23 protein-coding genes are annotated in these 26,283 nt (G+C 44.0%); 13 read left to right on the top strand and 10 right to left on the bottom strand.

The features are described from left to right. Positions 1 to 12: 12 nt before the first annotated feature. Positions 13 to 810, top strand: a complete 798-nt coding sequence (locus MD536_RS20425) for a DUF3667 domain-containing protein (RefSeq protein WP_239603587.1) — start codon at positions 13 to 15, stop codon at positions 808 to 810. A gap of 13 nt (positions 811 to 823) precedes the next feature. On the opposite strand, the gene MD536_RS20420 is transcribed toward MD536_RS20425, so the two are convergent. The 5 genes from MD536_RS20420 to MD536_RS20400 form a co-directional block, all read right to left on the bottom strand. Beyond that, positions 824 to 1,486, bottom strand: coding sequence for a hypothetical protein (locus tag MD536_RS20420; RefSeq protein WP_239603585.1), 663 nt, complete (start codon positions 1,484 to 1,486; stop codon positions 824 to 826). Continuing rightward, a complete protein-coding gene (gene rpoN / locus MD536_RS20415; RefSeq protein WP_239603584.1) occupies positions 1,486 to 2,970 on the bottom strand; it encodes an RNA polymerase factor sigma-54 in 1,485 nt (494 codons plus the stop codon). Before rpoN ends, MD536_RS20420 begins: the two co-directional genes overlap by 1 nt. A 490-nt stretch (positions 2,971 to 3,460) precedes the next feature. Continuing rightward, positions 3,461 to 4,729, bottom strand: a complete 1,269-nt coding sequence (locus MD536_RS20410) for a glycoside hydrolase family 10-like protein (protein WP_239603582.1) — start codon at positions 4,727 to 4,729, stop codon at positions 3,461 to 3,463. A gap of 14 nt (positions 4,730 to 4,743) precedes the next feature. After that, positions 4,744 to 5,199, bottom strand: a complete 456-nt coding sequence (locus MD536_RS20405) for a MarR family winged helix-turn-helix transcriptional regulator (protein WP_239603580.1) — start codon at positions 5,197 to 5,199, stop codon at positions 4,744 to 4,746. A 57-nt stretch (positions 5,200 to 5,256) separates the two neighbouring features. Next, positions 5,257 to 6,282 carry an SPASM domain-containing protein gene (locus tag MD536_RS20400; RefSeq protein WP_239603578.1) on the bottom strand — a complete coding sequence of 342 codons (1,026 nt, stop codon included), beginning with the start codon at positions 6,280 to 6,282 and terminating at the stop codon, positions 5,257 to 5,259. A 76-nt stretch (positions 6,283 to 6,358) separates the two neighbouring features. On the opposite strand from MD536_RS20400, the gene MD536_RS20395 reads away from it, so the two are divergent. Both MD536_RS20395 and MD536_RS20390 read left to right on the top strand, forming a co-directional pair. Next, positions 6,359 to 7,126 carry a glycoside hydrolase family 25 protein gene (locus tag MD536_RS20395; protein WP_239603575.1) on the top strand — a complete coding sequence of 256 codons (768 nt, stop codon included), beginning with the start codon at positions 6,359 to 6,361 and terminating at the stop codon, positions 7,124 to 7,126. Positions 7,127 to 7,147: 21 nt separating this feature from the next. Beyond that, positions 7,148 to 7,387: a hypothetical protein gene (locus tag MD536_RS20390; protein WP_239603567.1), complete on the top strand. Its 240-nt coding sequence runs from the start codon at positions 7,148 to 7,150 to the stop codon at positions 7,385 to 7,387. A 39-nt stretch (positions 7,388 to 7,426) separates the two neighbouring features. On the opposite strand, the gene MD536_RS20385 is transcribed toward MD536_RS20390, so the two are convergent. Continuing rightward, complete coding sequence (locus MD536_RS20385; protein WP_239603566.1) at positions 7,427 to 8,989, bottom strand: hypothetical protein; 1,563 nt, start codon at positions 8,987 to 8,989, stop codon at positions 7,427 to 7,429. Positions 8,990 to 9,502: 513 nt separating this feature from the next. Here MD536_RS20385 and MD536_RS20380 point away from each other — a divergent pair. Then, complete coding sequence (locus MD536_RS20380; RefSeq protein WP_239603564.1) at positions 9,503 to 12,142, top strand: zinc-dependent metalloprotease; 2,640 nt, start codon at positions 9,503 to 9,505, stop codon at positions 12,140 to 12,142. A gap of 154 nt (positions 12,143 to 12,296) precedes the next feature. Next, entirely contained in the window at positions 12,297 to 12,830 is a 534-nt protein-coding gene (locus MD536_RS20375; RefSeq protein ID WP_239603562.1) for a hypothetical protein, read from the top strand. Here MD536_RS20375 and MD536_RS20370 read toward each other — a convergent pair. Then, positions 12,825 to 13,613, bottom strand: a complete 789-nt coding sequence (locus MD536_RS20370) for a TspO/MBR family protein (RefSeq protein ID WP_239603560.1) — start codon at positions 13,611 to 13,613, stop codon at positions 12,825 to 12,827. The genes MD536_RS20375 and MD536_RS20370 overlap by 6 nt on opposite strands. Before the next feature lie 104 nt (positions 13,614 to 13,717). Between MD536_RS20370 and MD536_RS20365 the strand changes: the two genes are divergently transcribed. The 4 genes from MD536_RS20365 (at position 13,718) to MD536_RS20350 (ending at position 20,315) form a co-directional block, all read left to right on the top strand. Beyond that, a complete protein-coding gene (locus MD536_RS20365; protein ID WP_239603558.1) occupies positions 13,718 to 14,371 on the top strand; it encodes a WYL domain-containing protein in 654 nt (217 codons plus the stop codon). A gap of 92 nt (positions 14,372 to 14,463) precedes the next feature. After that, positions 14,464 to 16,419 carry an alpha-L-fucosidase gene (locus MD536_RS20360; RefSeq protein ID WP_239603557.1) on the top strand — a complete coding sequence of 652 codons (1,956 nt, stop codon included), beginning with the start codon at positions 14,464 to 14,466 and terminating at the stop codon, positions 16,417 to 16,419. A gap of 153 nt (positions 16,420 to 16,572) precedes the next feature. Continuing rightward, positions 16,573 to 17,829: a vWA domain-containing protein gene (locus MD536_RS20355; RefSeq protein WP_239603555.1), complete on the top strand. Its 1,257-nt coding sequence runs from the start codon at positions 16,573 to 16,575 to the stop codon at positions 17,827 to 17,829. Between the two features lie 137 nt (positions 17,830 to 17,966). After that, complete coding sequence (locus MD536_RS20350) at positions 17,967 to 20,315, top strand: ATP-dependent helicase (protein WP_239603553.1); 2,349 nt, start codon at positions 17,967 to 17,969, stop codon at positions 20,313 to 20,315. Here the strand turns inward: MD536_RS20350 and MD536_RS20345 are convergent, their stop codons facing one another. Together MD536_RS20345 and MD536_RS20340 are read right to left on the bottom strand one after the other, a co-directional pair. Next, positions 20,316 to 20,513 (bottom strand): hypothetical protein, encoded by a 198-nt coding sequence (locus MD536_RS20345; RefSeq protein ID WP_239603552.1) that lies wholly within the window; start codon positions 20,511 to 20,513, stop codon positions 20,316 to 20,318. Positions 20,514 to 20,611: 98 nt separating this feature from the next. Then, positions 20,612 to 21,544, bottom strand: a complete 933-nt coding sequence (locus MD536_RS20340; protein WP_239603550.1) for a hypothetical protein — start codon at positions 21,542 to 21,544, stop codon at positions 20,612 to 20,614. 198 nt (positions 21,545 to 21,742) lie between these two features. Here MD536_RS20340 and MD536_RS20335 point away from each other — a divergent pair, with 198 nt between their 5' ends. From MD536_RS20335 to MD536_RS20325, 3 genes are all read left to right on the top strand, one after another. Beyond that, on the top strand, positions 21,743 to 22,051 hold the full coding sequence (locus MD536_RS20335; RefSeq protein WP_239603549.1) for a hypothetical protein: 309 nt from the start codon (positions 21,743 to 21,745) through the stop codon (positions 22,049 to 22,051). A 67-nt stretch (positions 22,052 to 22,118) separates the two neighbouring features. Continuing rightward, positions 22,119 to 23,024 carry a phosphate/phosphite/phosphonate ABC transporter substrate-binding protein gene (locus MD536_RS20330; RefSeq protein WP_239603547.1) on the top strand — a complete coding sequence of 302 codons (906 nt, stop codon included), beginning with the start codon at positions 22,119 to 22,121 and terminating at the stop codon, positions 23,022 to 23,024. A 46-nt stretch (positions 23,025 to 23,070) separates the two neighbouring features. After that, positions 23,071 to 25,230 carry a hypothetical protein gene (locus MD536_RS20325; protein ID WP_239603545.1) on the top strand — a complete coding sequence of 720 codons (2,160 nt, stop codon included), beginning with the start codon at positions 23,071 to 23,073 and terminating at the stop codon, positions 25,228 to 25,230. Here the strand turns inward: MD536_RS20325 and MD536_RS20320 are convergent. Continuing rightward, positions 25,225 to 25,575, bottom strand: coding sequence for an arsenate reductase family protein (locus MD536_RS20320; RefSeq protein ID WP_239603543.1), 351 nt, complete (start codon positions 25,573 to 25,575; stop codon positions 25,225 to 25,227). The two genes, MD536_RS20325 and MD536_RS20320, sit on opposite strands and share 6 nt — an antisense overlap. Positions 25,576 to 25,657: 82 nt before the next feature. On the opposite strand from MD536_RS20320, the gene MD536_RS20315 reads away from it, so the two are divergent. Next, positions 25,658 to 26,080: a YybH family protein gene (locus MD536_RS20315; protein WP_239603541.1), complete on the top strand. Its 423-nt coding sequence runs from the start codon at positions 25,658 to 25,660 to the stop codon at positions 26,078 to 26,080. Positions 26,081 to 26,283 lie beyond the last annotated feature (203 nt).

Genomic DNA, 26,283 nt, shown 5'->3' with positions numbered 1-26,283 from the left:
ATCTAGTAACTAGTGTCTAGCCAATCTACCTGCCTGAACTGTAATCGGGATTCTATAGAAGGTGCAGCTTACTGCATTTACTGCGGGCAGGCGCTGCACACGCATCGATTCAACTTCGGTCATATCTTTCATGAATTTTTTCACGCCTTTACACATACTGACAAAACGGTTTTTGGGCTGATTTCCGGCTTAGCTGTTCGGCCGGGTGTACTGGTTCGGGAATACCTTGGTGGAAAACGGAAAAAATATTTTAATCCCTTTACTTTTTTATTACTGGTAGCTGCCTTTTCCATATTGGTTTTAAGTTGGGCTGGGAAACTGCATTCGTCTCCTTCTCCATCCGAATCGGTTCGTCCCTCTGAATCCCGGGTAGCGTTAGATCCGCAAACAATGGAAATCAGGAAGCGGGCGAAACAGGTAGGTGAATTCATGAATAAACGACAGAACCTGGTAATGCTTATCGCTGTACCTTTCATTGCCCTGGTGTATTTCCTGGCATACAAAAAAATGGGTTTGTATTATGCCGAGCACCTGGTTGCCAATGTTTTTTTTAATGCCTTCGTGATCTTATTCAGCTCTGTTATTTTTTATCCGTTACTGGCATTTTTCCGTCAGCCCCCTGCTGTATACTGGGTATTGATTCCAATGTTGTTCAGTCATGTTCTATACTATACCCTTGCCTATGGACAACTTCTCCAGGCAAAGGGATGGGTGGCCTGGGCCCGCGTTTTTCTGGTAAGTGTGCTGGCTGTTTTGCTTTGGTCTTCCCTCACACGCTTACTGATCGGATTGTATATTCGTGGATTTTAGAAAGCCATCAAAATCAGATAACTATCAAAGCTATCGCAAGTGAAACAAGACCGGTTAGGTATCCGGCAATTAACTCCTTGTAATCATGTTCACCCAATATAAGTCTCGCAGTACCAACCATACCGGAGATGAGAATGGCTACCATCAGCGGTAAGCCCATCGGAATAAAACTTATCCAGGCCTGGTAAAGAAAAAAGCCGGACAGGACGCCCATCGCAATTCCATGCAGACTGATTTTTATAAAATTATTGGCAGTGAGTGCTATGATGCTGGATACAAAAACCGCACATAACACCTGTACCAATTCTGTCGGATTATCGCCCTGGTTTTTAGCCACATAGAAAATCCAGAAATAAAACACCATGGACGCGATGATCGGGATAATTCGCTCCTTCTGTGTTTTCAGCCGGATACTGGTGGCAAAACCTAGTTGCTTGAGGAGGAAAACCGTAAACGCAGGAAAGAATGCTGTACTTACAAAAACCGAAGCCAGTTTGATTTTTTTATATAGGTCTGAGTCGCCTGCAAATGCAAATGGATGTAAAAAAAGCAGGAATGCCGCTATATAACTGGGAATAAAAAGGGGATGAAAAACAATCGATACCACATGAGCAAAGGCACGCGCGAGCCAACCCTGCCTGCTGCCTGATCCCAGATCCATATTGGCTTGATTCATTATAATTCCTTTCTTAATCGGGCAACAGGAATGTTTAGTTGTTCCCGGTATTTCGCCACTGTTCTGCGTGCAATGTTATAACCTTTTTCCTGTAAAAGTTCGGTTAAACGTTCATCACTCAGTGGTTTTCTTTTGTGTTCCCCTGCCACCAGGTCACTCAGGATCTTTTTAACTTCTCGGGTACTTACTTCTTCGCCACTATCTGTACTGAGACTTTCACTGAAAAAGAATTTTAACCGGTAAGTTCCAAATTCGGTTTGAACAAACTTACTGTTGGCAACCCGGCTTACCGTAGAGATGTCAAGCCCGGTTCTTTCCGCAATATCCTTGAGAATCATCGGGCGGAGGGTGGTTTCATCGCCCGTTAGAAAAAATTCATACTGGTAATCCAGTATAGTTTGCATGGTCATCATGAGGGTTTGCTGCCGTTGTTTGATGGCATCAATAAACCACTTGGCGGCATCAATTTTTTGCTTGATGAACATGACTGCTTCCTTTTGCCGCTTGTCTTTCTTGGTACCGCGATCATATTCTTTCAACATATCCCGGTAACCTTCGCTTACACGCAGGTCTGGGGCATTCTTGCTGTTTAATGTTATCTCCAGCTTGCCTCCTGTATTATAAATAAAGAAATCAGGAACCACATAACTTTCCGCCTTGTTTACCTCTCCAACATTGCCACCGGGTTTGGGACTCAGCCGAATGATTTGCTGTATAATCTGCTTTAGTTCTTCATCGTCAATATTCAATCCGCGTTGAATCTTATCGTAATGCTTTTTGGTAAACTCGTCAAAGTAGTTCGTTAGAATTTCGATGGCTCCCTGAACTGCACTGCCTTCATGTTTTTTACGTTCCAGTTGAAGCAGCAGACATTCCTGCAGGTTTCGGGCGGCAACCCCGGCAGGATCAAACTGTTGTATAAGTGAGATTAATTCTTCAATTTCTTCTTCAGAAGCTTCAATGTTCTGACGAAAAGCAAGGTCGTCCTGGATCGATGTGGTTTCCCTGCGCAGGTAACCATCATCATCAATACTACCTACAATCTGTTCGGCAATTTTACGCCGGCGATCGTCCAATGTTAGCATGCCCAATTGATCAGCGAGCATGTCATGGAGGGTGGATTCAATTTTAAAGGGTGTTACCTGCTTGTCATCCATTTCCGGATAATTATCATCCCTTAACCGGTAATCTGCGATATCATCATCTCCTTCAGCAACATATTCGCTGATGTCAATATTGTCATACTCTTCTTCTGACCCCTCGGTTTCAAATTCATCTTCTGAAGATTCGAATTCATCCCTTGTTTCATCAAAACTATCATCACTTGTCTCATCTGATTGTTCCAGGGCCGGGTTCTCTTCCAGCTCTTCCTTGATCCGCTCTTCCAGGTTGGCTGTAGGCACCTGCAAAAGCTTCATCAACTGAATCTGCTGGGGAGACAGTTTTTGTAGTAATTTCTGCTGTAAACTTTGACCTAATGCCATTCGTTATGTTCAGGGTTTATGCGTTTCTTTTTTGAAAAGGCGCGCTATCCACAAAAATCAGGCCGTAAATTACACAATAAGTTGGAGTAGGGGTGAAATCTTTCCTTAAAATAATGATAATGCTCGGCGCCTGTTGGTCGTCAATCTGTGCAAACGCTCAATCAACGGGCGTTTCGAAGGATTTTTCCGAATATAGTTCGATTCGGATTTCGTTCCGGAATTTGCAAAGCAAACCTACAAAAACCCCTAATTTTAGGGATTTGGCTTTTAAAATTAACATGCAGCCGGAGTCAGTTGGCCACCCTTCTGTTCTGCTCAGATCAGGTCTGCCCCAGCCTTGGGAAATAAAATCAATTGCATCCGATTTTATCCTTTCGCAATGGGGAATTATCTGTGTTGGAGAATATCGGTTGCAACAAAAAACCGGGCTTCCGCTCCGGTTTCGATTGGGTTCTTTAGAATATGTAAATGCACTTGAAGGCAAATAAGCTCAATAAGTAAGGGATCTTGGGTTGGGGGCCATCCATTCCATAGAAGGGATGGAGGCGGGATCCCGATAATAATTATTCCGCAGGCTGTCGTTCCACCCATTTGGATTTTTTTCAAAACTCTTACTGCTGAAATAGATTACTCCATGCATATTGGGGGTGTTTCGCACAGCCTGGATCATTCGTGGCAGTTGGTTGGGGTCCTTCCAGGCACTGTTGGAGCCAGCCCGATAAATCCCTAACCCGATATAACAATGTTTGCCATAGGTGTTCTTGCTCCACCAGTCGAGCAATACTTCAAATGCCGCAGCTTTGTGTCCGAATTCCCAATAGAGCTGTGGTGCTACATAATCGATCCATCCTTCTTTCAGCCAAAGTAAAATGTCGGCATATAGGTCGTCATAGTTGGTTTGTCCGGCCGTAGTGGCACTTCCCCGGGGATCCTTATCGTTATTGCGCCACACACCGAATGGAGATATCCCGAATTTTACCCAGGGTTTTTCTGCTTTTATGGCAACTGCCAGGTGACGGATTATGGAATCCACATTGCTCCTTCTCCATTCGTCCACGCTCATACCAACGCCGAATACCTTATAGGATTTCTGGTCGGGAAACTCTTTACCGGCGATGCGGTAAGGATAAAAATAATCGTCAAAATGAATGCCATCAACCGGGTATCTTTTTACCAGGTCACGCACAATATTTACTACAAACTGTTGGGCATTCTTATTACCCGGATCGAAGTATTTTTTGTCGCCATAATTCAGAAACCACTCAGGAAACGTCCTTGTGATATGATTTGGGTCTGGTACGCTGGTTTTTATATTGAATACAGCCCGATAAGGATTCAACCAGGCATGAAATTCCATACCTCTTTGATGCGCCTCGTTAATCATGAATTGAAGCGGATCATAGTAGGGCACAGGTGGTTTTCCCTGTTTGCCGGTTAACCACTCACTCCAGGGCTCATAGGGGGAGGGGTAGAATGCGTCGGCAGCCGGACGAACCTGGGCTATTACTGCATTAAGTCCGTTTTTCTTATGCATGTCCAACATCCGGATGTACTCCTCTCTTTGTTTGGCCGGATCGGTAGTGCCTTTGGTAGGCCAGTCGATATTGGTTACGGTTGCAATCCAGGCTGCTCTGAATTCATTGGTGGCAGAGCCGACTTCCATAGGCGGAGGTACAGGTGCTGCGGGTTGTTGAGCGATTGGCAGGGCAGGGAGAAATAGGATACTGATTGCTGATAGCAATGATTGTTTTACTGACATGATTCTGTTTTCGGTTAATCCTGACTGTTACGAAGTTTATCGAGCAGGTTGTTTAATTCGGTGGCCTCTTTTTGATTGAGGTTTTTTAGCAGGCTTTCCCATTCATCTTCATGTTGATCCATTTCAGCCAGTAACTGTTGTCCTTTGTCTGATATGGTAACATCTACGAGGCGACGGTCGGTGCTGCAAACTACTTTGCTCACCAGCCCTTTTTTTACCAGGCGATCTACGATTCGGGAGGTATCACTCATTTTGTCAAGCATACGCTGCCTGATCTGTAAGGTGCTGAGTGGTTCACCAGCCCCACGCAAAATTCGGAGGATATTAAACTGCTGGTTGGTCAGATCGTACTGGTCCAGGTGTTTACGGGTATTTTCCATCAGCCAGTTATAGGAAAATATCAGGTTGATCATGGCTTTCTGATGCTCATTCCTGAATTTCCGCTGGTTGATGTCTTTGTTAATACTCATAACAGGTATGTTCAGGTTTAAAATTACTGAAAATGAAATTAAACGGATTGGAGCTACTCATCCCCAAACGCGTGTTCCTTCTGAGCAGTTGGCGCAAATATCGATATTAGCGCGACTTTTAAGCAGTCCGGATCGGAATTTTTGGTAGGCCGGGTCCTCCCATATTTCTCGAAAGCTTGCTTTTTTTAGATCGCCGAGGCGATGTTGTGCATCTTTGTCAAAGCAACAGGGTACTACCAACCCGTCCCAGGTTATAACTGTTGCATGCCAGGCCCTCCAGCAATGATTCAGCAACTTGTTTTTAAATGCATACTGGCCATTCTTGTTTTTCTTATACCTGCTGTATTTCTCATTCGTTGGAATCAGTTGATTGGGATCGTTTTCATAATCATATACCTGGGCAGTCTTCAGCCAGATATCATCCACGCCTACTGAATTTGCCAATGCTTTTGCGTCTTCAATCTGGTGTTCATTTGGTTTTACCACTAGGAATTGAAATATTACAAATGGTTTTTGTGAGCCCATTTCTTTTTTTGCCTGTACTATGTTTCTAGCGCCCTGTAATACTTTTTCCAACTTGCCGCCTATCCTGTATTGTTGATATACTTCCTGGGTGGTTCCATCTATTGAAATGATTAAGCGATCCAGCCCGCTCTCCACTGTTTTCCTTGCATTGGCTTCGGTAAGGTAATGTGCATTGGTGGATGTGGCTGTATAGATTCCCTTTTCGGATGCATACTGCACCATGTCAAGGAATTCCGGATTCAGGTAGGGTTCACCCTGGAAATAAAACACCAGGTAAAACAGGTCCTTGTATAACTGATCAATAGTATTACGGAAAAAATTAGACTGCAACATACCGGTGGGGCGAGTAAATGCTCTCAGTCCGCTTGGGCATTCCGGGCAACGAAGATTACAGGAAGTGGTAGGTTCCACACTAATGGAAATCGGAACACCCCACTGTACAGCTTTCCCGCTGTATTTACTGATATAATAACTGCTGAGCACTTTCGCAGCATTCCATGCCCTTCGGACACTCATCTTGCGCAGCATATTCATCGAGTCTCTAAAATGAAACGGCATTGGCCAAAGATACAATCCATTTTTCACCCGTCCGGTGCCACCGGACGGGTGAAGGAATTGCCTATTTTTGCGCGCGATGGCAAAAAAGAAAAAAGGTCAGGAATCCGGACCGAAATATTTACTGGCGGTACTTGTCCTGGTACTGGTCGGCTTCCTGGCCTGGTGGTGGTTCGCCACATCGGCACCTGATTTTGAACACTACGAAGATTTTGGAATTGAAATACCAACTAATTTTCAAATTCATGGAATTGATGTTTCAAAATACCAACAGCGCATCAATTGGGAAGCGGTAAAGGCAATGCGGGCAGAAGATGTGAAAATTGGATTTGTCTTCATAAAAGCTACTGAAGGTCTGGGTAACATGGACCAGCAATTCCGGCGTAACTGGAAGTATGCCAGAGAAGCCGGCTTGCCGAGAGGAGCGTATCATTTTTTTATCGCGCCTAAAAGCGGTGCAGAACAGGCTGAAAATTTTATTCGTCGGGTGGAATTGGAAAAAGGTGATTTACCTCCTGTTCTGGATGTTGAACAAACCTATGGGGTAAGCAATTCCAGGCTGAGGTCAGAGGTTAAAGCCTTTCTCGATCGGCTGGAAGCACATTATGGCGTTAAGCCCATTATTTATACCAATGTTGATTTTTATAACCGGTACTTAAAAGATGAATTTGACAGCTATCCGCTCTGGGTGGCACATTATCTTAGAAAAGACCGGCCCCGAATCGCGCGGAACTGGGCCTTTTGGCAATACAGCGAAACCGGAAGGGTTAGCGGTATCCGTGGGAAAGTGGATTTCAACGTCTTTAACGGCGATTCAACAGATTTTCGCGACCTGCTAATAGAGTAGTAGCTTTGAAAAAAATCGATTATGAGTGGAATGGAACAGGACGCACGGGATCTGCTGTATAAAACACTGATGACAGTTTCAATTGGTGCACTCTGGATGCTGCTCAATATGACTATTGGGTTATATGCCGGATGGTTTTTCTTTGATCAAACCCCCAAAGCGGGTAACTATATCTGTTATGTTTTCGCGGTCGGGTCCTTTATCTGGATGATCCGTTACTTTTATAAAATGTGGTCAACCAAACCCGCCCCCAAATCCTAACCCCCCTCTTCCATTCCTCCATTCCTCCATTCTTCCTTCTCACATATATTTCCGCTTCCTGCTCTTCCGATACTTCTCATTTATAATTTCCGCCATTGGTTTTTCATACACTTTACTTTCAACCCAGGAAATGATATCCAGGTAAGCAAAGGCCCTGGTTTCAAAACGGTCTTTTTCCAGGTGTTTGATTTTGTGCAGGAATTTTTCCAGCTCAGGTTTCATTTTTCTTGGAGACACACCAAATGAATGGCGGATAAACCGGAACATCTCTTCTTCCACCACCGTCAGATTTTTCATTTTCGCCATAAAGCGATAAACGGATTTGATCAATGATTCGATAATCTCATCATTCCCCAACTCATAATGAGCCAGCATGTGCATCAGCCGGGCATAACTTTGCAGATCTATTCGTAAATCTGCTGATGTGTCATTGATGATCTTTTGCAGGAAATCAATACTGGTATTGTAATCCCCACTACCGAAATACAATGTGGCCAGTTTGTAATTGAAAACCACAATCCGGTGCGGATCAACATAAAGCGCATACTCATCCAGGTTAGTTAATACCCTGTCTACCATTTTGAGTCCTTCTTTGAAGGTGCCTGTCATTAAATGCCAGTTTAACCTGGCACTATTGATGTAGATGCTGGTATGGATCCTGAAATTATCGTGCTGGAGTGCAATCGGTGTATGCGAAAAAGCCTCAAACTCTTCCAGTACTTTTTCAAACAACTGATAATTCCGAAGATCAAAATGGGCATTCAAAAGATTGTGCATTCCCTTGATGTAGTGTCCTAATTCCACCTTTTTCATTACCTCATTTTCATCAAAGAGATCTACCCATTTCTGAGCATAGCGATAATACATCAGGAAGTCCTGCCGGATAAACGCATACCAGGTATAACTCTGGTACAGATAGAGTCGTTCGTAAAAATCAGTCAGCTGAAACGAATCTTCCGGTAATTGCTCTTTAAAAAACTTCCGGATGCCGGTTTCATCTTTTTCATTGCGGGCATGACCATGTTTCGTGTACCAGCCATATAGTCTCAATGCCAGGTTGGAAAGCCTTGTTACACGATCTATATGCCCACTTATCTCCAATGCTTCCTGGGTTAACTTTTCAGTCTTTTCCTGGATGCTTCGGGTAATATGCAGGGTTTCAATTTTTTTCTCAAGTGATATCACCTGTGCCAGGTAGTTAAATTTTCCATTGGCTTTAGCGATCTCCCTGGCTCTTTCCAGAATTTTTAGTGATTGGTGTTTCAGCCCCTTATTATAAAGTATCCTGGCATTATCAAGTTGTTCAGACAATTGAAGTTCGAGGGTGTCTGTGCTTTTGAGATCCCGTAAGCTGGCCAGAACCTGCTTGTATAAATGTGTTTTGATATTGTTTAACTGTGGTTTCTGGATGGACGGCAGTTTTTTCAACAAAATCCGCTCATCGTACTCTGCGAGTTTATCCAGTGCGTCAAATAATTCAACAATTTTCAGGTCCTCTTTCGCTGAACTCCGCTTGATGTATAGCTTAAAATGCCTTTTTTCTGCCTTGTGAAGTGATTTTATGAGTTGAAAAAGAGAGTCGGTAGATCGGTTGGACATCATTAACTTATTTTCTGCAAATCCTTGCTGGATAAGGGTTTAACTGCAAAAATATCCTTTTTGGAGTAATAAACCGGTTCAAATTTTGATTTTCGGGAAGAAAATTCCCGGGCTACTTTTACATCATCAAACGGGAAAACAGAAAACGACCCGGCCTCGCATCGGAAAGCAATTTAGAAGCAAAGGGTGAAAAAATATGGCAGGCAATCGTTAGAAGCAAAGCATCGTAGAGGTCGTTATCCCGAATCCTGAAAAGGAAAAAAGCAAGACTCGAAGATTTTTTTATATGGCAAGCAATCGTTAGAGGTCGACTGTGTCTACAGTGGACCTTCTTTTTTTATTGGCGACGTGAAAATAGGGGTCTCCAATCACATAACAAAGAAATTGGTTAAAATTTTTTAACAATTAGGTAATTTATCCTTCCCTGTTGCCATTTATCCTTTCTACTTCTGATTTATGTAAAATTCTTTTCCCAACCGGTTTTATTGAGGCATATTGAGATTCTAAATAGAATTCATGAGAAAAATTGCCTTTTTGATCCCTGCCGCACTTTTGCTGGCTTCCGGATCATTTGCACAAAAAAAAGGGAAAAAGGATGCTCCTCCTCCCGCAGCTGATACCGCCAAAAAAGCGCCTCCTGCACCACCGGCAAAACCTACTGTAAAGGACAAAACCAAATCAAGCAAAAAGCATGAGGGGTTGTTTACACTTTACCAGGATACGGCTACAGGTTCTGTGCAACTGTATATCCGCAAAGATCAAATAGGTAAAGAGTATCTCTATCAGAGTTTTTCAATGGGCGGACCAACTGCTTTATTCCTGCATCAGAATATGATTCGTTCTACCTTCCCTTTTAAGGTGGAAAAGTCGTTTGATAAGCTGGAATTCAAACAAATGAATACCAACTTTCATTATGATAAAAACAACGCGGTTAGTCGAGCTGAAAATGTTGATGTTAGTGACGCCGTAATGCTTGCTGAAAAAGTTGTGGTAGAAGACAGCCTGGGCTATCTGATCGCAGCAGACGGACTCCTGCTGGGCGATAAACTCGACCCTGTAAAACCCATGATGCCTCCCGGATTGCCTCCAGGAGCAGTTTTCAACCTGGGAAACCTGAATCCTTCCAAATCAAAATACGGTCTGGTTCGTTCTTTCCCGAATAATACCGACGTCCTGGTGGAACTGGCTTACGATAATCCAATGCCATTTAATGGTGGTGGGAAAGATATTACCGATGCCCGTTATGTGCGTGTGAAAATGCAACACTCCTTCCTGGAACTTCCAAAGAATGATTTTCGTGCACGCCGCGATGATCCCAGAGTTGGTTATTTCGGATCTGAGGTGGATGACCTGACGTCTCTTTCACCAACCCCTTATAAAGACATCATCAATCGCTGGCACCTGGTGAAAAAAGATCCGAATGCCGCCCTCAGTGAGCCGGTGGAACCAATCGTATGGTGGATCGAAAACACAACCCCGGTTGAGCTTCGCCCGATTATCAAAGAAGCAGGTGAAAAATGGAATGAGGCATTCGAGGCGGCCGGATTCAAAAACGCGGTTGTTATGAAGATCATGCCGGATGATGCGGATTGGGACCCTGCAGATATCCGTTATAATGTTATTCGTTGGGTTAGCTCTGCCAACCCTCCGTATGGTGCCATCGGACCCAGCTTTACAAACCCCCGTACCGGTCAGATCCTGGGAGCTGACATCACGGTAGAATGGAAATCAGGTGCCGGTGCAGTAATCCAGGATGATTTGTTTAATGGTGGAATGAGTACCGCAGTATCGCTACCGTGGGAAAATCCTAAAGCTGCTATGAATACTTCCCATACGCATGGAAGTTTCCAGGTAAATGGCATGAAACAACACCTGAACTGTTCTATCGCACAGGAGCTTAGCCTGCAGTTCCAAACAGGAATTGCTGCCATTGCAACCCTGGATGAAGAAGATCGTCAGACTGCAGAAGTAAAAGAATTGCACAAGCAATTCCTGTACTACCTCATTCTTCATGAAATGGGGCACACCCTTGGATTGAATCACAATATGAAAGCCAGCCAGATGCTGAGCCCAACAGAAGTGCACGATCAGTCTATAACTCGAAAAATCGGTTTACAAGGTTCAGTGATGGATTATCCATCATTGAACGTCAACAGCAATCGTGCGAAACAGGGTGATTATTATACCACAAAAGTTGGCCCATATGATGTTTGGGCTATCCAGTATGGTTATACGCCATTCAGCGCAAATGAAGAAGAAAGAGAACTGAATAAAATTCTTTCCAGAAGCACCGATCCTCAATTGACATTCGGAAACGATGCGGATGATATGAGAGCACCTGGTAAAGCCATTGATCCCCGTGTTATGGTGAACGATATGAGTAACGATATGGTTGCTTATGCGGAAGATCGCCTCAAACTGGTTAACTCCATGATGCCGAAACTGCAAGCCCGTTTTGCAAAGCCTGATCAAAGCTATGCAGAGCTTCGCTCCCGTTACTATCAGTTAATGGGGCAGCGCGCGCAGATGGTAAATGCAGTTAGCCGTTATATTGGTGGCGTTTATGTAGATCGCAGTTTTGCCGGACAAAAGTCAAACACTAAACCATTTACCCCGGTTTCTGAAGCCTATCAGAAAAAAGCGATGGCATTGCTGAATACATATTTATTTGCTCCTAATGCTTTTGCTGCAGATGCCAGCCTCTTCCCTTACCTGCAAATGCAGCGTCGCGGATTCGGTTTCTTCAATGGTACGGAAGATGTAAAACCCTCCAATACCATTGCTAGCATCCAATTGAGCACACTGGCGCATATACTCCATCCGGTAACACTCACCCGCATTAACAACAGTGGGCTTTATGGCAATTCTTATAGTGTTGCAGAAGTGATGGGCGATTTGTCCAAAGCAATCTTCCAGGCAGATCTGGGTGGCAGCGTGAACCTGTATCGTCAGAACCTACAGACTGAATTCGTAAAAGGTGCTGCCGCTATTGTGGAAGCAAAAACCGGATATGACAATGCCTCCAAGGCAGCTGCATTGCACACGTTGAAAAAAGTAAAAGCGATGCTGGCAGGTGCTGCAAGTCCGGATGAACAAACCCGTGCACACCGAACCAACCTGGTATTCCTGATCGACAATGCAATTACTGTTAAGTAAGTAGAAACTTTAGATAAAACAAACAACCCCGCCAAAAACGGGGTTGTTTGCTTTTGGAAACGGTTCATTCATCGAAAAGTAGGGAGACAGCCTTCATTTCAGGATACTAAAGGAGTGGCAGCCCCCGTTATGATCTTTAGTAAAATCCCTGCCCATGAAACGCATCATTGCAGTGCTGTCCCTGGCCGCATTCGGTTTAGGCGCCTGTGAAAAGGTTGATAAGCTGACCCAGTTTACAGTAACTGATCGTACCGAATTAAAAATTGAAGCAGGTGCCGCCACACTGCTTCCATATGATTTGTATACTCCTCCTGTATATTCTGAAGCTAGTCGCGAACTCACATTCAATAATACCAAAGCAGAAATGCTGGAGTCGGTTAAACTCCAGGAATTCAGAATGGTGATTACTCAGCCTTTTGGAAGAAGCTGGGATTTTTTGAAAGACATTGAAGTGTTTATAGATGCAGACCAACTGCCGGAAACCAAAATCGCATTCGAAACGGACATTACCGATCAGATCAATGCAACCCTGCTACTGAAAACAGCAGATGTTCAATTAACTGATTACCTCAAAAAAGGAACTTATATTATCAAGACAAGGCTGACTACGGACAAACTACTTACAGATGATCTGGATGTCAGCATTACCACAAAATTTGCAGTCGACGCAAAAGTCCTGGGTTTATAACCCGGGACTTTTTTTGATCCTTCTCCATGCCTGATAAAATATCACAATCAATAAAATCCCAATTCCTGTAGCGGCTGTTCTCGCTAGTAAGGGCTCCTCATTTTGTTTAAAATATATTCCGTACAAGGCCCAGCAGATTACCAATGCATAGGCTGAATCTTTCCATTTAAGCAAGAAAAGAAGTCCCAGTACTACTGCCACAACCATCATTATAGCTGCCCAGCTTACAGGTGACAAAAATCCTCCTTCCCAACCGCTATGCACAAGAAGGGCCGTTGTGTTGGCAATGGTAGCAACGCTGATCCATCCAAGGTAAACACTGAAAGGTACCTGCAGAAAAAAATAACTGGCGCCGGAAAAACCAGATCGATGCTCAAGCAGCAAGCGATAAATCAAAACAAGCGTAACCAGAAATGCCAGCATCACGACCAGGGATAATTGAATCTGCAGGTAATGCCACAAAAAAATCCAGCTGCAGTTGATGATGCAGGTTACAATAAAATAAACCAACAATTTGGATAGCATGGATTCCAGCGATCGGTTTTCGGTTTTTCTAAATGCATACCAGATACTATAACCGCAAAAGCAAAGCAGCAACAGGTAAATAATTGACCAGATGCTGAAAGTGAATCCTGCAGGAACAAAATAATTTGGGTAAAGATCCGAAATGGCGCCGGTACTCATCTGGTTGATGGGTAACAGAACTGCAAGTGAATTTACTACCAATACGGTTACCATCGAGATAGCTGCAACTACTGAATTTGTTCTTAGTGAATTGCTCATATTGTCTGATTAGTTCTTTGTATTGAATTGCAACAACCAGGCCTTTGCTTGGTTGAGCGGGAATTTCCAAAATTTTGGCTAGATTTCAGAATAAACCCAAACCCATGTCGCCCCGGGACTATATTCTGCCGTATTATACCCTGGTTCATCACCTTCAGCAAACTGTAGGTGCCAATCGGGAAGAATTAATGAACGCCCTTCAACAAGCGGGTTGTGATTTGAGTTTGAGGACATTTCAACGTTTACTGGAATCGCTTCGGTCTGAACTGGGAATCCGGATTTCATATGATGCAAGTACCAATCAGTATCATTTGGAGGAAATGCCGGAAGGGCAATTGGGGAATTTCTTCCGCTATTGTAAGTACATGCAGGAAGCGGGCTTTATCCTGGATTTGCTGAAAACCCGGGCCGGGGACGACAAATCGGTATATATTCCTCCGGTACATGGTACCGCGGGTGCGGAATGGCTTTCGCAGCTTACGGAAGCAATCAATGAGAAAAAGATCCTTCGCCTAACGCTCAGCCAGAATAAGGGAGAAGACAATAAAACATATTCGATTTTGCCGGTAGCATTAAAACAAGAAGACGAAGCCTGGGTTCTGCTGGCCTGGCAACCCAAGAAGGAAAAGTGGAGGCAGATAAAGGCTGAACGAATAGTGGATCTTCAGGCAAAAGCTCCAGGAACTGATATTGACCCCCCACAGCAAAAGGAGGCTGTTCGGCAATTTAAAATCACAGAAAAACAGTCAAAGAAGTAGTCCGGTCAGGGTGAATTTAATTGCAGCATCGGTTGATATGCAGGTGCCGCTAAAAAACAGAATGATTGAATTTCGTTGGGTAAACCAGTCGTATGACTCTGTATCGGAATATCTCAACCATATGTGTTGCGGCAGTTTTTGCTGCCTGTTCAAGCTCTCCTCAATTATCTGCTCCTGCTCCCTATGGTGTACTTCCCGAAGAACGCCAACTACGCTGGCAGGAACTGGAGACATATGTACTCGTACACTTTACGCCTACTACTTTTGAAAATAAGGAATGGGGTTATGGCGATGCGGATCCTGCCAGTTTTAATCCTTCTTCATTTGATGCCAACCAGATTGTAAAAGCTGCCGCCGACGGAGGATTTAAAGGATTGATCCTGGTTGCCAAACACCATGATGGGTTTGCTTTATGGCCAACCAAAACCACACCGTATAATATCAGCAAAAGCCCCTGGAAAAATGGTCAGGGAGATATGGTTAAGGAATTTGAAAATGCAGCCCGAAAACTGGGACTGCAATTTGGCGTTTATTGTTCACCGTGGGATCGCAATTTTCCAACTTATGGATCACATGAATATGTAACAGCTTTTCGCGAACAACTACGTGAGCTCTACACCAATTACGGAAATCTTTTTATCACCTGGTTCGACGGGGCTAATGGCGGAGACGGCTATTATGGCGGTGCCCGGGAAAAAAGGAATATTGACCGTACCACTTATTACGGATGGGATACAACCTGGCAACTGGTCAGGGATCTTCAGCCTGGTGCAGTTATCTTCAATGATATGGGGGATGTGCGCTGGGTGGGTAATGAGGAAGGTCATGCTGCCGAAACTTCCTGGGCTACCTTTACCCCGGAACCGGTCGATGGAAAAGCCGTAGCCGCACCGGGCGAACTGAAATATTGGTTATCACCGGAAGGAACCAGAAATGGCAAATACTGGAAGCCTGCTGAATGTGATGTACCGTTGCGGCCAGGCTGGTTTTATCATCCCGATCAGGACCACCGCGTTAAAACCCCGGCGCAATTATTTGATCTTTATTTTAAAAGCGTCGGCAGAGGTGGAGCACTGGATTTGGGACTTGCTCCGGATACACGCGGTTTACTTCATGATAATGATGTGGAGTCCCTGGCCAAATTTGGAAAGCTGCTGACTGAAACCTTTTCCAATAATCTTGCAACTACTGCCAAACTAACAGCCAGCAATACACGCGGTAACGCAAACAAACAATTTGGCGTGAAGTTTCTAACCGATGAGGATCGCTATTCTTATTGGGCAACAGATGATAGTGTTACTTCAGCGGAACTTTTGCTGGATTGGAAAGAACCGGTAACATTTAATATTATCCGGATACGCGAGAATATCCAGCTTGGTCAACGGATTGAGCGCATAGCCATTGACGTGAAAGAAAATGATAATTGGAAAGAAGTGGCGCAGGCTACAAGTATTGGCGCCAACCGGCTAGTCCGCTTACCCTCTTTTCTGACCACCCACCAGCTGCGGCTTCGGATCCTTCAATCTCCGGTGAGTATTGCACTGAGTGATATTGGCATTTTTAAAGAACCCGATGAGCTTCCAAGCGTTTCCTATGGAAATGTTGTGGCTACCGGAGCAATGGATAAAAGAGGTTGGAAAGTGGTGTCTGCCTCTTCAGAAAGCAAAGATCCGAAAGGTGCGGCCCTTCATGCTATTGACAACGATCCTTCCACTCTTTGGTACACCTGGAACAATGAACGGGAAATGAGTCCACCTCCCCAGGAAATAGTGGTAGACATGGGCAAAGCGCAGACCATTAAGGCATTTACCTACCTGCCACGCACAGGCGGATCATGGGGGGTGGTTGGGCAATACGAATGGCAGGTAAGCCCCGACGGAAAGACCTGGACAAGCGTAGCTTCCGGGGAATTTGCCAATATTAAAGCCAATCCAATTGAGCAGGTGATACAACTTACAAAACCTGTCAACTGCAGGTATTTCCGATTTATCGGGAAGTCTTCCGTGGAGGATAATTACATTTCTGCAGCGGAACTCGGGGCGTTCTGATGGCACCGGACGGGTGGCACCGGACGGGTAAGATGCTCCAGGGCTGCAAGGCATCATTGAACGTTATATCAAAGGGTGTTAAACATTCTGTAAAGGGAGTGCTGACTGTGTGAAAATTTTCCGATTGCGTCATCTCAACGGAAAACCATTACCATGCCAACACGCTTAATCAAAAGCAGCCTCCTGGCAGGAGGATTACTGCTTTGTACCGGAATTATTTATTCATCCGTAGGTAATTCAACAAAATCGCGGAAGAAAACAGCGTCCGCTGCCAGTGAATCAACCCGCATTAAATCCAACGGAACACCAATTCCTGCAAACCCGGTAAATGACAATCCGAAACGAATATCAGCGCCTCCATCTGCCCGAAAAATTCAGGTGGCCATCCTGCTGGATGTGAGTAATAGCATGGACGGCCTAATCTCTCAGGCAAAGGCCCAGCTTTGGAACATGGTGAGCCTGCTTGGAAAGTCCAACTGTGATGGGTATACGCCTAAAATCGAGATTGCATTGTATGAATACGGCCGTTCCTCCAATAAGCCCTCAGCAGGATATGTCCAACAGATTACGCCTTTCACAACAGACCTGGATGAAGTTTCTAAACAACTGTTCCGGTTGACTACCATGGGTGGCGATGAATATTGCGGGCAGGTTATGTACAACTCACTGAATGATTTGAAATGGGAGGACGGCCCCGATCATTACAAAGTGATTTTCATTGCAGGGAATGAAGATTTTTTACAGGGCAATCTCCCTTTCACAAAAGCCTGTGCTATTGCAAAACAAAAACAGGTAGTGGTAAACACCATTTATTGCGGTGATCGCTTGCAGGGGTTAAATGAGCATTGGAACCTTGGCGCTGAGTGCGGTAACGGAAGTTTTACACATATCAACTCCAACGCGGCTATTGACCTGGTAGCTACTCCATACGATGATCGCTTATTTGAACTAAACAAAGTCCTGAATGCAACCTACATTGGGTATGGACAACTGGGCCGCGAAAGCAAGGTCAAACAGGAAGAAGCAGATGCGCAGAATTACGCTATGAGTAAGTCGGCCGCAGCAGAAAGGGTAGTTGTGAAAGGGAAAAAATCACTCTATTCCAACACCCAGTGGGACCTGGTAGATGCACAGGAAGCAGACCCCCAGTTCTATAACAAGGTAGCGCCATCCGCCCTCCCCGAATCAATAATATCCAAATCAAGGGCTGAAATCAAAGCCTATATTGAGTCGCTCGCCGCCAAAAGAAAAGAAATACAGAAAGAACTGGAACTGATTCAGGCTCAGCGTGAAAAATTCATCCTTGCCGAAAAAGCCAAAAAAACGGGCTCAGTTGAACAGACGCTGGCCACTGAAATGGAAAAGATCCTCCGGGAACAAGCCCGCCGCACTGGAATCCAGATCCCCTAGCTCCTCACCCGTCCGGTGCCACCGGACGGGTGAGGGAAGCTGGGGAAAACACGCTTTCCGCATGGGGCCATTTCTATGTAAATTGCAGGCTTGTCGCTGGATCTTTCGATCGTCTAAACAAGCGCCGCCCGAATTTGATGAAGCAAGATTACCTGAACGGATTAAATGAACAACAGCGAGCAGCTGTTTTACATAAAGATGGCCCCCTTATGATTGTAGCAGGTGCGGGTAGTGGAAAAACCAAGGTGTTAACCACCAGGATCGCACACCTGATGTCTTTCCATCGGGTTGATGCCTTCAATATTCTGGCCCTCACGTTTACCAATAAAGCAGCAAAGGAGATGAAAGAAAGGATTGAAAAAATCCTTGGAAATTCGGATGCGAGAAATCTCTACGTCGGCACCTTCCACTCCGTGTTCGCCCGCATCTTAAGAAGCGAAGCACATCATCTGGGATATCCCAACTCCTTTACCATTTATGATACCGATGATGCTAAATCTGTGGTGAAAACAGTAATTAACGAACTAAACCTGGATGACAAACTCTACAAGCCGAATATTGTATTCAATCGAATCAGTTCCGCCAAAAACGCACTGGTTGGTCCGGCTGAATATGCCCAGGATTACTATATACAGCAGGAAGACAGTCGCTCTAACCGGCCTGCCATCGCACAGATCTATGCTGCCTACGCCAAGAGATGTTTTAAAAACGGGGCAATGGATTTTGATGACCTGCTGATCAAAATGTATGAGCTACTGAAACATTTTCCGGAATCGCTTCATAAATACCAGCATAAATTCAGGTATATCCTGATTGATGAGTACCAGGATACCAACCCTGCACAATATGAGATCATCAAACTGCTGGGAGCGGCCCACGAAAATGTTTGCGTAGTGGGAGACGATGCGCAATCAATTTATTCCTTCCGGGGTGCCACTATTCAGAATATTCTGCAGTTTCAGAAAGATTACGATGATGTAAAAGTGATCAAATTGGAACAGAATTACCGCAGTACAAAAAGCATCCTGAATGTTGCGAATGAAGTAATCAATAACAACAAAGGTCAGATTCCTAAAGAACTATGGACGGAAAATGGGGAGGGAGAAAAGATCCGGCTGGTTCGTACCATGACAGATAACGACGAGGGGAAATTTGTTGCAGATACTATCCAGGAACAAAAGTTGCGTAATCATTTCAGCAACCGGGATTTCGCTATTTTATACCGTACCAATGCACAAAGCCGGGCTTTTGAAGAAAGTTTGCGCAGGATGGGGATTCCTTATACAATGTACGGAGGAGTAAGCTTTTATGCACGAAAAGAAATTAAAGATTTTGTCGCCTACCTGAGGTTAATTGTAAACACCCGGGATGAAGAAGCGCTCAAAAGAATTATTAATTATCCGGTTCGGGGGATTGGCAAAACCACTATCGATAAAATCTTGCTGATGGCCAATACCCATAATATTACGATGTGGGAAGTACTGGAAAATGCCTCGCTGGCCGGATTCAAAGCGGGTACCCTTGAGGCTATCGAACAGTTTGTAACCATGATCAAAGGTTGCCAAAGTATGCTGGCTTTTAAAAATGCCTATGATGTTGCCTTTCATGTGGGTAAACAGGCCAATATCGTAAAGGAATTGTTCAATGATAAAACCGTTGAGGGATTACAGCGCTATGAAAACGTCCAGGAATTACTTAACTCTATCAAGGAATTCACGGAGACTCCCAGCAATGATGAAGGGGAAGTGGGCGACAAGGGATTAGCTGCCTATTTACAGCAAATCACCCTCCTGACCGATGCGGATGAAAAAGATCCGAATGCAGATACTGTTAAATTGATGACCATCCATGCAGCAAAGGGACTGGAATTTCCGGTTGTGTTTGCAGCCGGACTGGAGGAAATGTTATTTCCCAATGCAATGAGTATCAACACAAGAGAAGAATTGGAAGAGGAGCGCCGGCTTTTTTATGTAGTTATCACCCGCGCCAAACAGAAACTCTGGATCACTTACGCAAATACCCGGTATAAATTCGGGCAACTGCAACAGAACGAACCCAGTCGGTTTATTGATGAAATTCCTAACCAGTACCTGGATCGGACTTTTGCCGGGGGAGGTTCCAGAAACCAGGGGGCAAGTTATACACAAGGCTCAGCATTTGACCGCATGAGGGGATTTGGCGCCACCGAACAGGCAGAAAAATTATACGGACCACCACCGGCAAAAAGAAAAGATACGGTGCCATCTTATATTCCACCAAAAGCTGCTCCCAAAGTTGTGGAACATACGCCATCTGCAAATTTTATTCCAAGTGATACATCCAATTTGCAAGCCGGACAAAAAGTAGAACACCAGAAATTTGGCTTCGGGAAAGTATTAAAAATGGAAGGAAGCGCACACAACCCTATCGCAACTGTTCAGTTTGAAATGAACGGGGAAAAAAAGATCATGTTGAATTACGCGAAACTCAGGATTGTGGAAGAATAATCAACTGCATTTACCGCAGCAATGGCTTTCCATTTTGGATTTAACCCAGGAAAGTTTTGCTGCCTGTACTTTGTTCTCTTTAAGCGGAATTACTGTAGTTGTTGCTCCTCCCGGAGGCTCTATTGGCTGAAGAATAGCTTTTGCAGCCAAACCTGATAACAAAATCAGGCAAACTGCGAGTGAATAGAATAATTTCATAAAATCAGGTTTGATACTGCAAAGCTATTACTGGATAAGAATACCTGCAAGGTATTTGTTAATGAACTGTTGTTTTTGGGGGATGAATGGTAGAAAGCTTAATATTCGTAATCATACCGTATCGAGGGCTTATGCTGGCCATTCATCTCAATGTGTTGTATCCGGGCAGTTGGGAATCCATTAGCATCATATTCATAACTCATATGAATAATCTGATGAACAGTTCCATTGGGTAATAATTCTTTGAATCGTATAGGATTATTACGATGGAGGATTAATCCAGGTAAAAATTGACCCCAAATTTCAGCTGGAATCGTATGATATTTAGTATCATACTGCTCAACCAGTAAAGTGGATGTTAACTGGAATTGGTTGGCTCCTTTCATTTTTTGTTGATTCACACGTTTTGTCAGGTTTCCCTTTGAATCATAGAACAATTGAGTTCGAACCTGGCTTACTTCAATGGGCTCAACAATCGTTTCAATAATTTCCGTCAACTGCTGGATGTTGTTATACATATACTGATGGTCAGCATATTTTTCGCCATTGGGAAAATAGAATTCTGATCGGTCCAGCTGATTGTTTTTATAAAAAAACAACTGTTTCCCACCACTTTGAGTTACTGCTTCCTTGACTTTACCATCCTGGTATTGATAAGAAACCTCGTAGGTACGGATTATTGGGCCTTCAGGTGAAAAAACCCATTTGGATGTGTAGCTGCCTAGCTTTTTTTGGTCTGAATACGTGTAACTATAATAGTCATTCGGCCCGGCTACCACTTTTTTAACCCATTTCATGTTTTCAGGTAAAGGTGTTGGAGAAGAGGGGCCGTCATCATTTTTACGGCAACTACTGAAAACAACACAGCCGGCTATTAAAACCATCAGGAACTGACTCATTTTTTTCATAAACAAGGTGATTTTATATCCTGACAGATCGCGGTAGTAAAAACGAATGTCTTTGGGATGAGTGGTGTTTAATCCGGTATCATCGGCGACAATTGTGAAAACTGAAAATTTCGTCGAAATCATGCAACGAAATGAACCATAGTGTTGCTCATCTCGTAGATCCATTAACCATTTTACCTATCCATCATGAACCTTTTACCATTTGTGCTTGCATGCGCATTAATGATGTCGTGCAATAAATCAGTCAGCCCACCTCCACTGCCATCCAACCCAAAACCAGTGGCCGGACTCGTACAGTTTAAAATTTTTTCTGACCCGCGCATGAGGCAGGAACAACCGCTGTCAAAGGATGCCGGCATACGGCTATCTATTCATCAGACCAAATTAGAAAATGCAATGCCTGTAAGGATTTGGGATACGCTGGTGCCCATCCGTCAATTGACCAGCTACCCAGGACCTGAAGATCCGCTCATTATTGAAAAGCCTATTGAAATGGTGCAGGGCAAAAAAATATTTTATCAGTTGACTGCACAAAAAATCTATCGTGTTAATCAGCAAATCCAGGTAGAAGAATTATCCAGGGGTATTGGTTCAAATCAACTGGAGGCAATCCTTAGTATAGGCCTTTAAAATTATAATAGAACCAGAGAACCGTTTTCTTTCACTACAATTTAAGTTGCTATTAGATATTTGTTCCATGATACGGACCAGTCTCTTTTTATTCCTGTTATTTCTGATTACAGAAGGAAATGCTCAAGCGTTTAGATTGGCTACTTACCGGTATGACACGAACAATCGGATTGCGAATCTTGAACCATTGGCAAATCATATTGAGAAAACAATAGGAATCCCGGTAGAGATTCACTCTTATCAGTCCGTACCCGAGTTTATCACAGCGCTTCAAATGGGGGAAGTTGACCTTGGCTTTATCAATACGTTTGGCTATCTGTTACTTTCTGCTTCTGAAAAGAAACATCCTATGTGGGCTCCGGTTACCTGGGTTGTTCCAAAAGGTACCAGGGATGTCTACAAGACTTCCTTCATAGCAAGAACCAATTCAACTATCGACTGGACTAAGCTAAAAGACAAAAGTGCTGAAATCAGGCTTGCACTTGTAGCACCTGGGTCTACCTCGGGCAACCTGGTGCCCCGATTGCTTTTGAATAATAGAACGCTTTCAAATCCCGAGCAGGAATTCAAATCACTCCAATATGCCGGAACGCACAAAGCAGCGGTGGAAGCAGTTGTTAATGCAAGCGCTGATCTGGCTGCAATGGGCCAGGATGCATTTCAAGTTTTTCTTCAGGAAAATCCCGGTTTTAAAAGTGAACTCCGGGAGATTGTCGTATCACCTGAGATACCGCTTGGCCCGGCACTGGTAAATACCCGCCTTCCTGTTGCACTACAGGAAAAACTGGTGGCTTGTTTGTTAATCGTACACCAGAATAATCCTCAAGTAATTGAACAACTGCGAGCTGGCTGGACAGAAGCCAGAAAAGCCACACATTTTGAAAAAATCAACCCCAATCATTACCAGCAATTACTGGAAGCATTCGGACCGTCCGAAGCGGTATCCGGAATTCTGCTCCAGTTTGCCCAGTAGCAGGCGGTATGCATTTTTCAGCGTAACTTGAGGCTGAAATCTAAACATGAGCCGTAGCGAGAGAATTTTACTATTTATATGCTGTTTTTTTTCCTTTACCCTGTTCACAAGTGCTCAGGCTAACCTGTCAGAGGCAAATGCACTGTTGGATGCTGAACAGATACAGTACAGGCAATTTCTCAATCAGTTCAGAGGAGAAGAGGGAATCAGAATCCGGATTAGAGAATTCGCCTACTTTACCATCGATAGTTTACAGGCTGCTTTCTCAGAAAGGGAAGAAAGTAAACCCAAAGAACGGATCAACAGCATTACCAGTCTCCGGTATTTTTTACAAACACTTCGGGCGAGCCTTCAGCAACAGCAATACGATGTGTACGATATCCCATATGCGCTCGAAAAATTTCCTCAAATAGCAAATGCAGTGGTAAATGACCTTCCTCTGCAGGGAATTATGGCAGGTTTTGGCGCTAAAAGAACTCAATTGATGGCAGATGCGTTTCGGTTGTATCCTGTGGGAAAACGACTTCAACAACTGGCTGATGTTAGGAGGGTGGCAGTTGGAGTAGAAAATCTTTTTCCTTTTCTTGAGAGAAGACCCGATTTTCCTTACAAAGACACAGCACTTGTATTTATTGCCGAACGAATTCCCCTAAAACTGATTCAATACATCAATCAACAACAAACACCACTCGCTACCTATATCAGAAACTCCTCCCACCCGCTGATTCGGGAATTGGTAAATATGGCTGGTAATCGTAATGTGGGGGAACTGGCTCATTTTGCATCCGGACTTGTTGAAAAAAAATACACAGCAGATAGCCTGCTAATGCTTAGGAGCTCTAACGTTAATGGGTATTACCAAACATTGGTGGATGCCATTCAGGAAATACGAAGATCGAAACCTGCGGGCCCTTCTGTCGGAATGCAGCCCGCTCTCCGCGCTGCTCTACACGATAAGGCCATGGCTTTTTATATCAAGCCAATCAATGATCTGCATGAGAATGGTCAGGCTACAAGATTTGCGAGTATTCAGCCCTTACGCACTATTGATTTGTATTACTTGATTACCACCGGAGAAGACGAATTGTATACTTCCAGTTTTCTGGGAATCTACAAACGTATGATGCAACAGGTTCCGGCTGGCCGGTCAGATAGCCTGATGGAAATGGTGGCCTATGACCAGTTTAGAAAATTTATCAGGATCTGCTCTCATTATAACGTACTCGGAGATTATCTGGCAAACATGCCGGAAGCAGAGCGGAAACTACTCTTATCGCGATTTGTCTCGGGTATTGAGTCAGATCGAGAAAGCGGATTGGAGGAAGCGATGGATGTGGCTGATGCGTTTATCAGTTTATCATCCGATTCACTTGCTAATACGATCGTGGGTGAATTGCTGGAGGAAAACCTGCGGCGATGCAGGAATACCGATAATTTTTATGGCATTCGTCTTTACAAAATACTGGATCAGATTTACCAGGTAGCAAATAATCCTTCTTCCAGGCAGGAACTTTTTGCCCGGTTGGGTAACTATGAACTGCTTTCGCTGAAATCGATCATGGGTTCAGACCAGGTGATTCATCAGCTCGTTTTATTTTATGGAGATGAAGACGGCAAGGCTAGTTTTTCTAATTTTTTGCAGCTGTTCCGGGATACATCCATTTGGGAAATTGCGAGACTCCCTAAGTGGATAGAAATCTGCTCTAAAAAATCCATGCAGCCGGTTAATATATATGCTAATCTTCCCCTTGATCATACTTTTCGGGAGGATGAGAAGGCCCAACAACAATTGCTCGAATACCTGACCCGTCAAAATATTAAACCGGGGATCATCATTCACCGGGGCCACAGTTATCACCTGCCTACTACATTGGGATACCTTCAGCCCTATATGAAACTCGCTATTTTAGGATCCTGTGGCGGGTATAAAAACCTTTTGACTGTGGCAGGTAAAAGTCCGGAGGCCCAGATTGTTGCTACCAAACAAATCGGTTCCAAACTGATTAACGACCCTATGATCCAGGAGTTGAATGCACTTTTATTACAGGAACAGGATGTTTACTGGCCGGATTTCTGGACCAAACTTAACGATCAGTTCAGCAAATCAGAAGCAACCCGCAACTTGTTTGCCGAATATGTTCCGCCATACAGAAATCTAAGTCTGTTTGTGATTCGACTCTTCAATGACGATGCTGCGGTACTATAATGCGTTCTTTAAATTTTCTACTACTGCCTTGGTATTGCCAATGAAAATTTGTTTTCCAACAATGGCAACCGGACGTTTTAGAAAAGTGTATTCTTCCAGGATGAGTCGGCGATAATCTTTTTCAGTCAGCGTTTGTTCATGAAGCCCCATGCTTCGATATTTAATTGCTCGCCTGCTAAAGAGCGCCTCGTAACTCCCGGCCAATTCTTTCATCTGGTCCAGTTGGTGTTCGGTGATTGGTTCCGTTTTGATTTCTTGCAGCTGGACTTTCTTTTTTTCTGCACCTACTTCCTTCAGTATTTTCTGGCAGGTGTCACAATTTCCAAGGTGATAAATCTTTTTCATATGCTTCTAAACTGCAAAATAACAGCAGTTGAACCATTTTGTTGATTCGGGATCGATCTCTACCTTTCCAAAAATAATTTCCATGAGATTTCTGCTTTGTATACTGTTGATTGGGTTTTCAACTAACAGTTTTGCTCAACATACTGATGAGTTGGCAATCCGTAAAGTATTATCTGCTCAGGAAGCCGCCTGGAACAAAGGTGATATTGATGCTTTCATGGATGGTTACTGGAACTCCGATTCCCTGCTTTTTATCGGAGCAAGCGGGGTTACCTATGGCCATGCCAATACCCTTCGCCGATATAAAACCAATTATAATTCCCAGGCAAAAATGGGCAGTTTGAAATTTGATCTACTTCATTTTCTGCCATTAGCTCCCAACTATTGGATGATAGTTGGCAAATGGCAGCTCACCCGCGAGGCCGGTGATGTGGGTGGACATTTCACGCTGCTGTTTAAAAAAATAAATGGGAAATGGGTGATTGTTTCAGATCATACCAGTTGATCATCCGCCAGCCCGAACACGATTCTGTTCTTCGCTCGCACCACTGTTTTTTCTCCTGGATTCACCCAGTTGCTTACCAAGCCCTTATGCTATATAAAGTAGGCGTTTAGAGCGGTAGTAGTCTATTCTGCAAGCAGGATAGCTACAGTAACTTTGATAGTTAACCAAACATCTAAACGCCATGTCTAAAATTACAGCCAATT

The organism is Flavihumibacter cheonanensis (genome assembly GCF_022352215.1).
Lineage (GTDB): Bacteria > Bacteroidota > Bacteroidia > Chitinophagales > Chitinophagaceae > Flavihumibacter > Flavihumibacter cheonanensis.
This window is presented reverse-complemented; position numbering and strand designations above follow the sequence as displayed.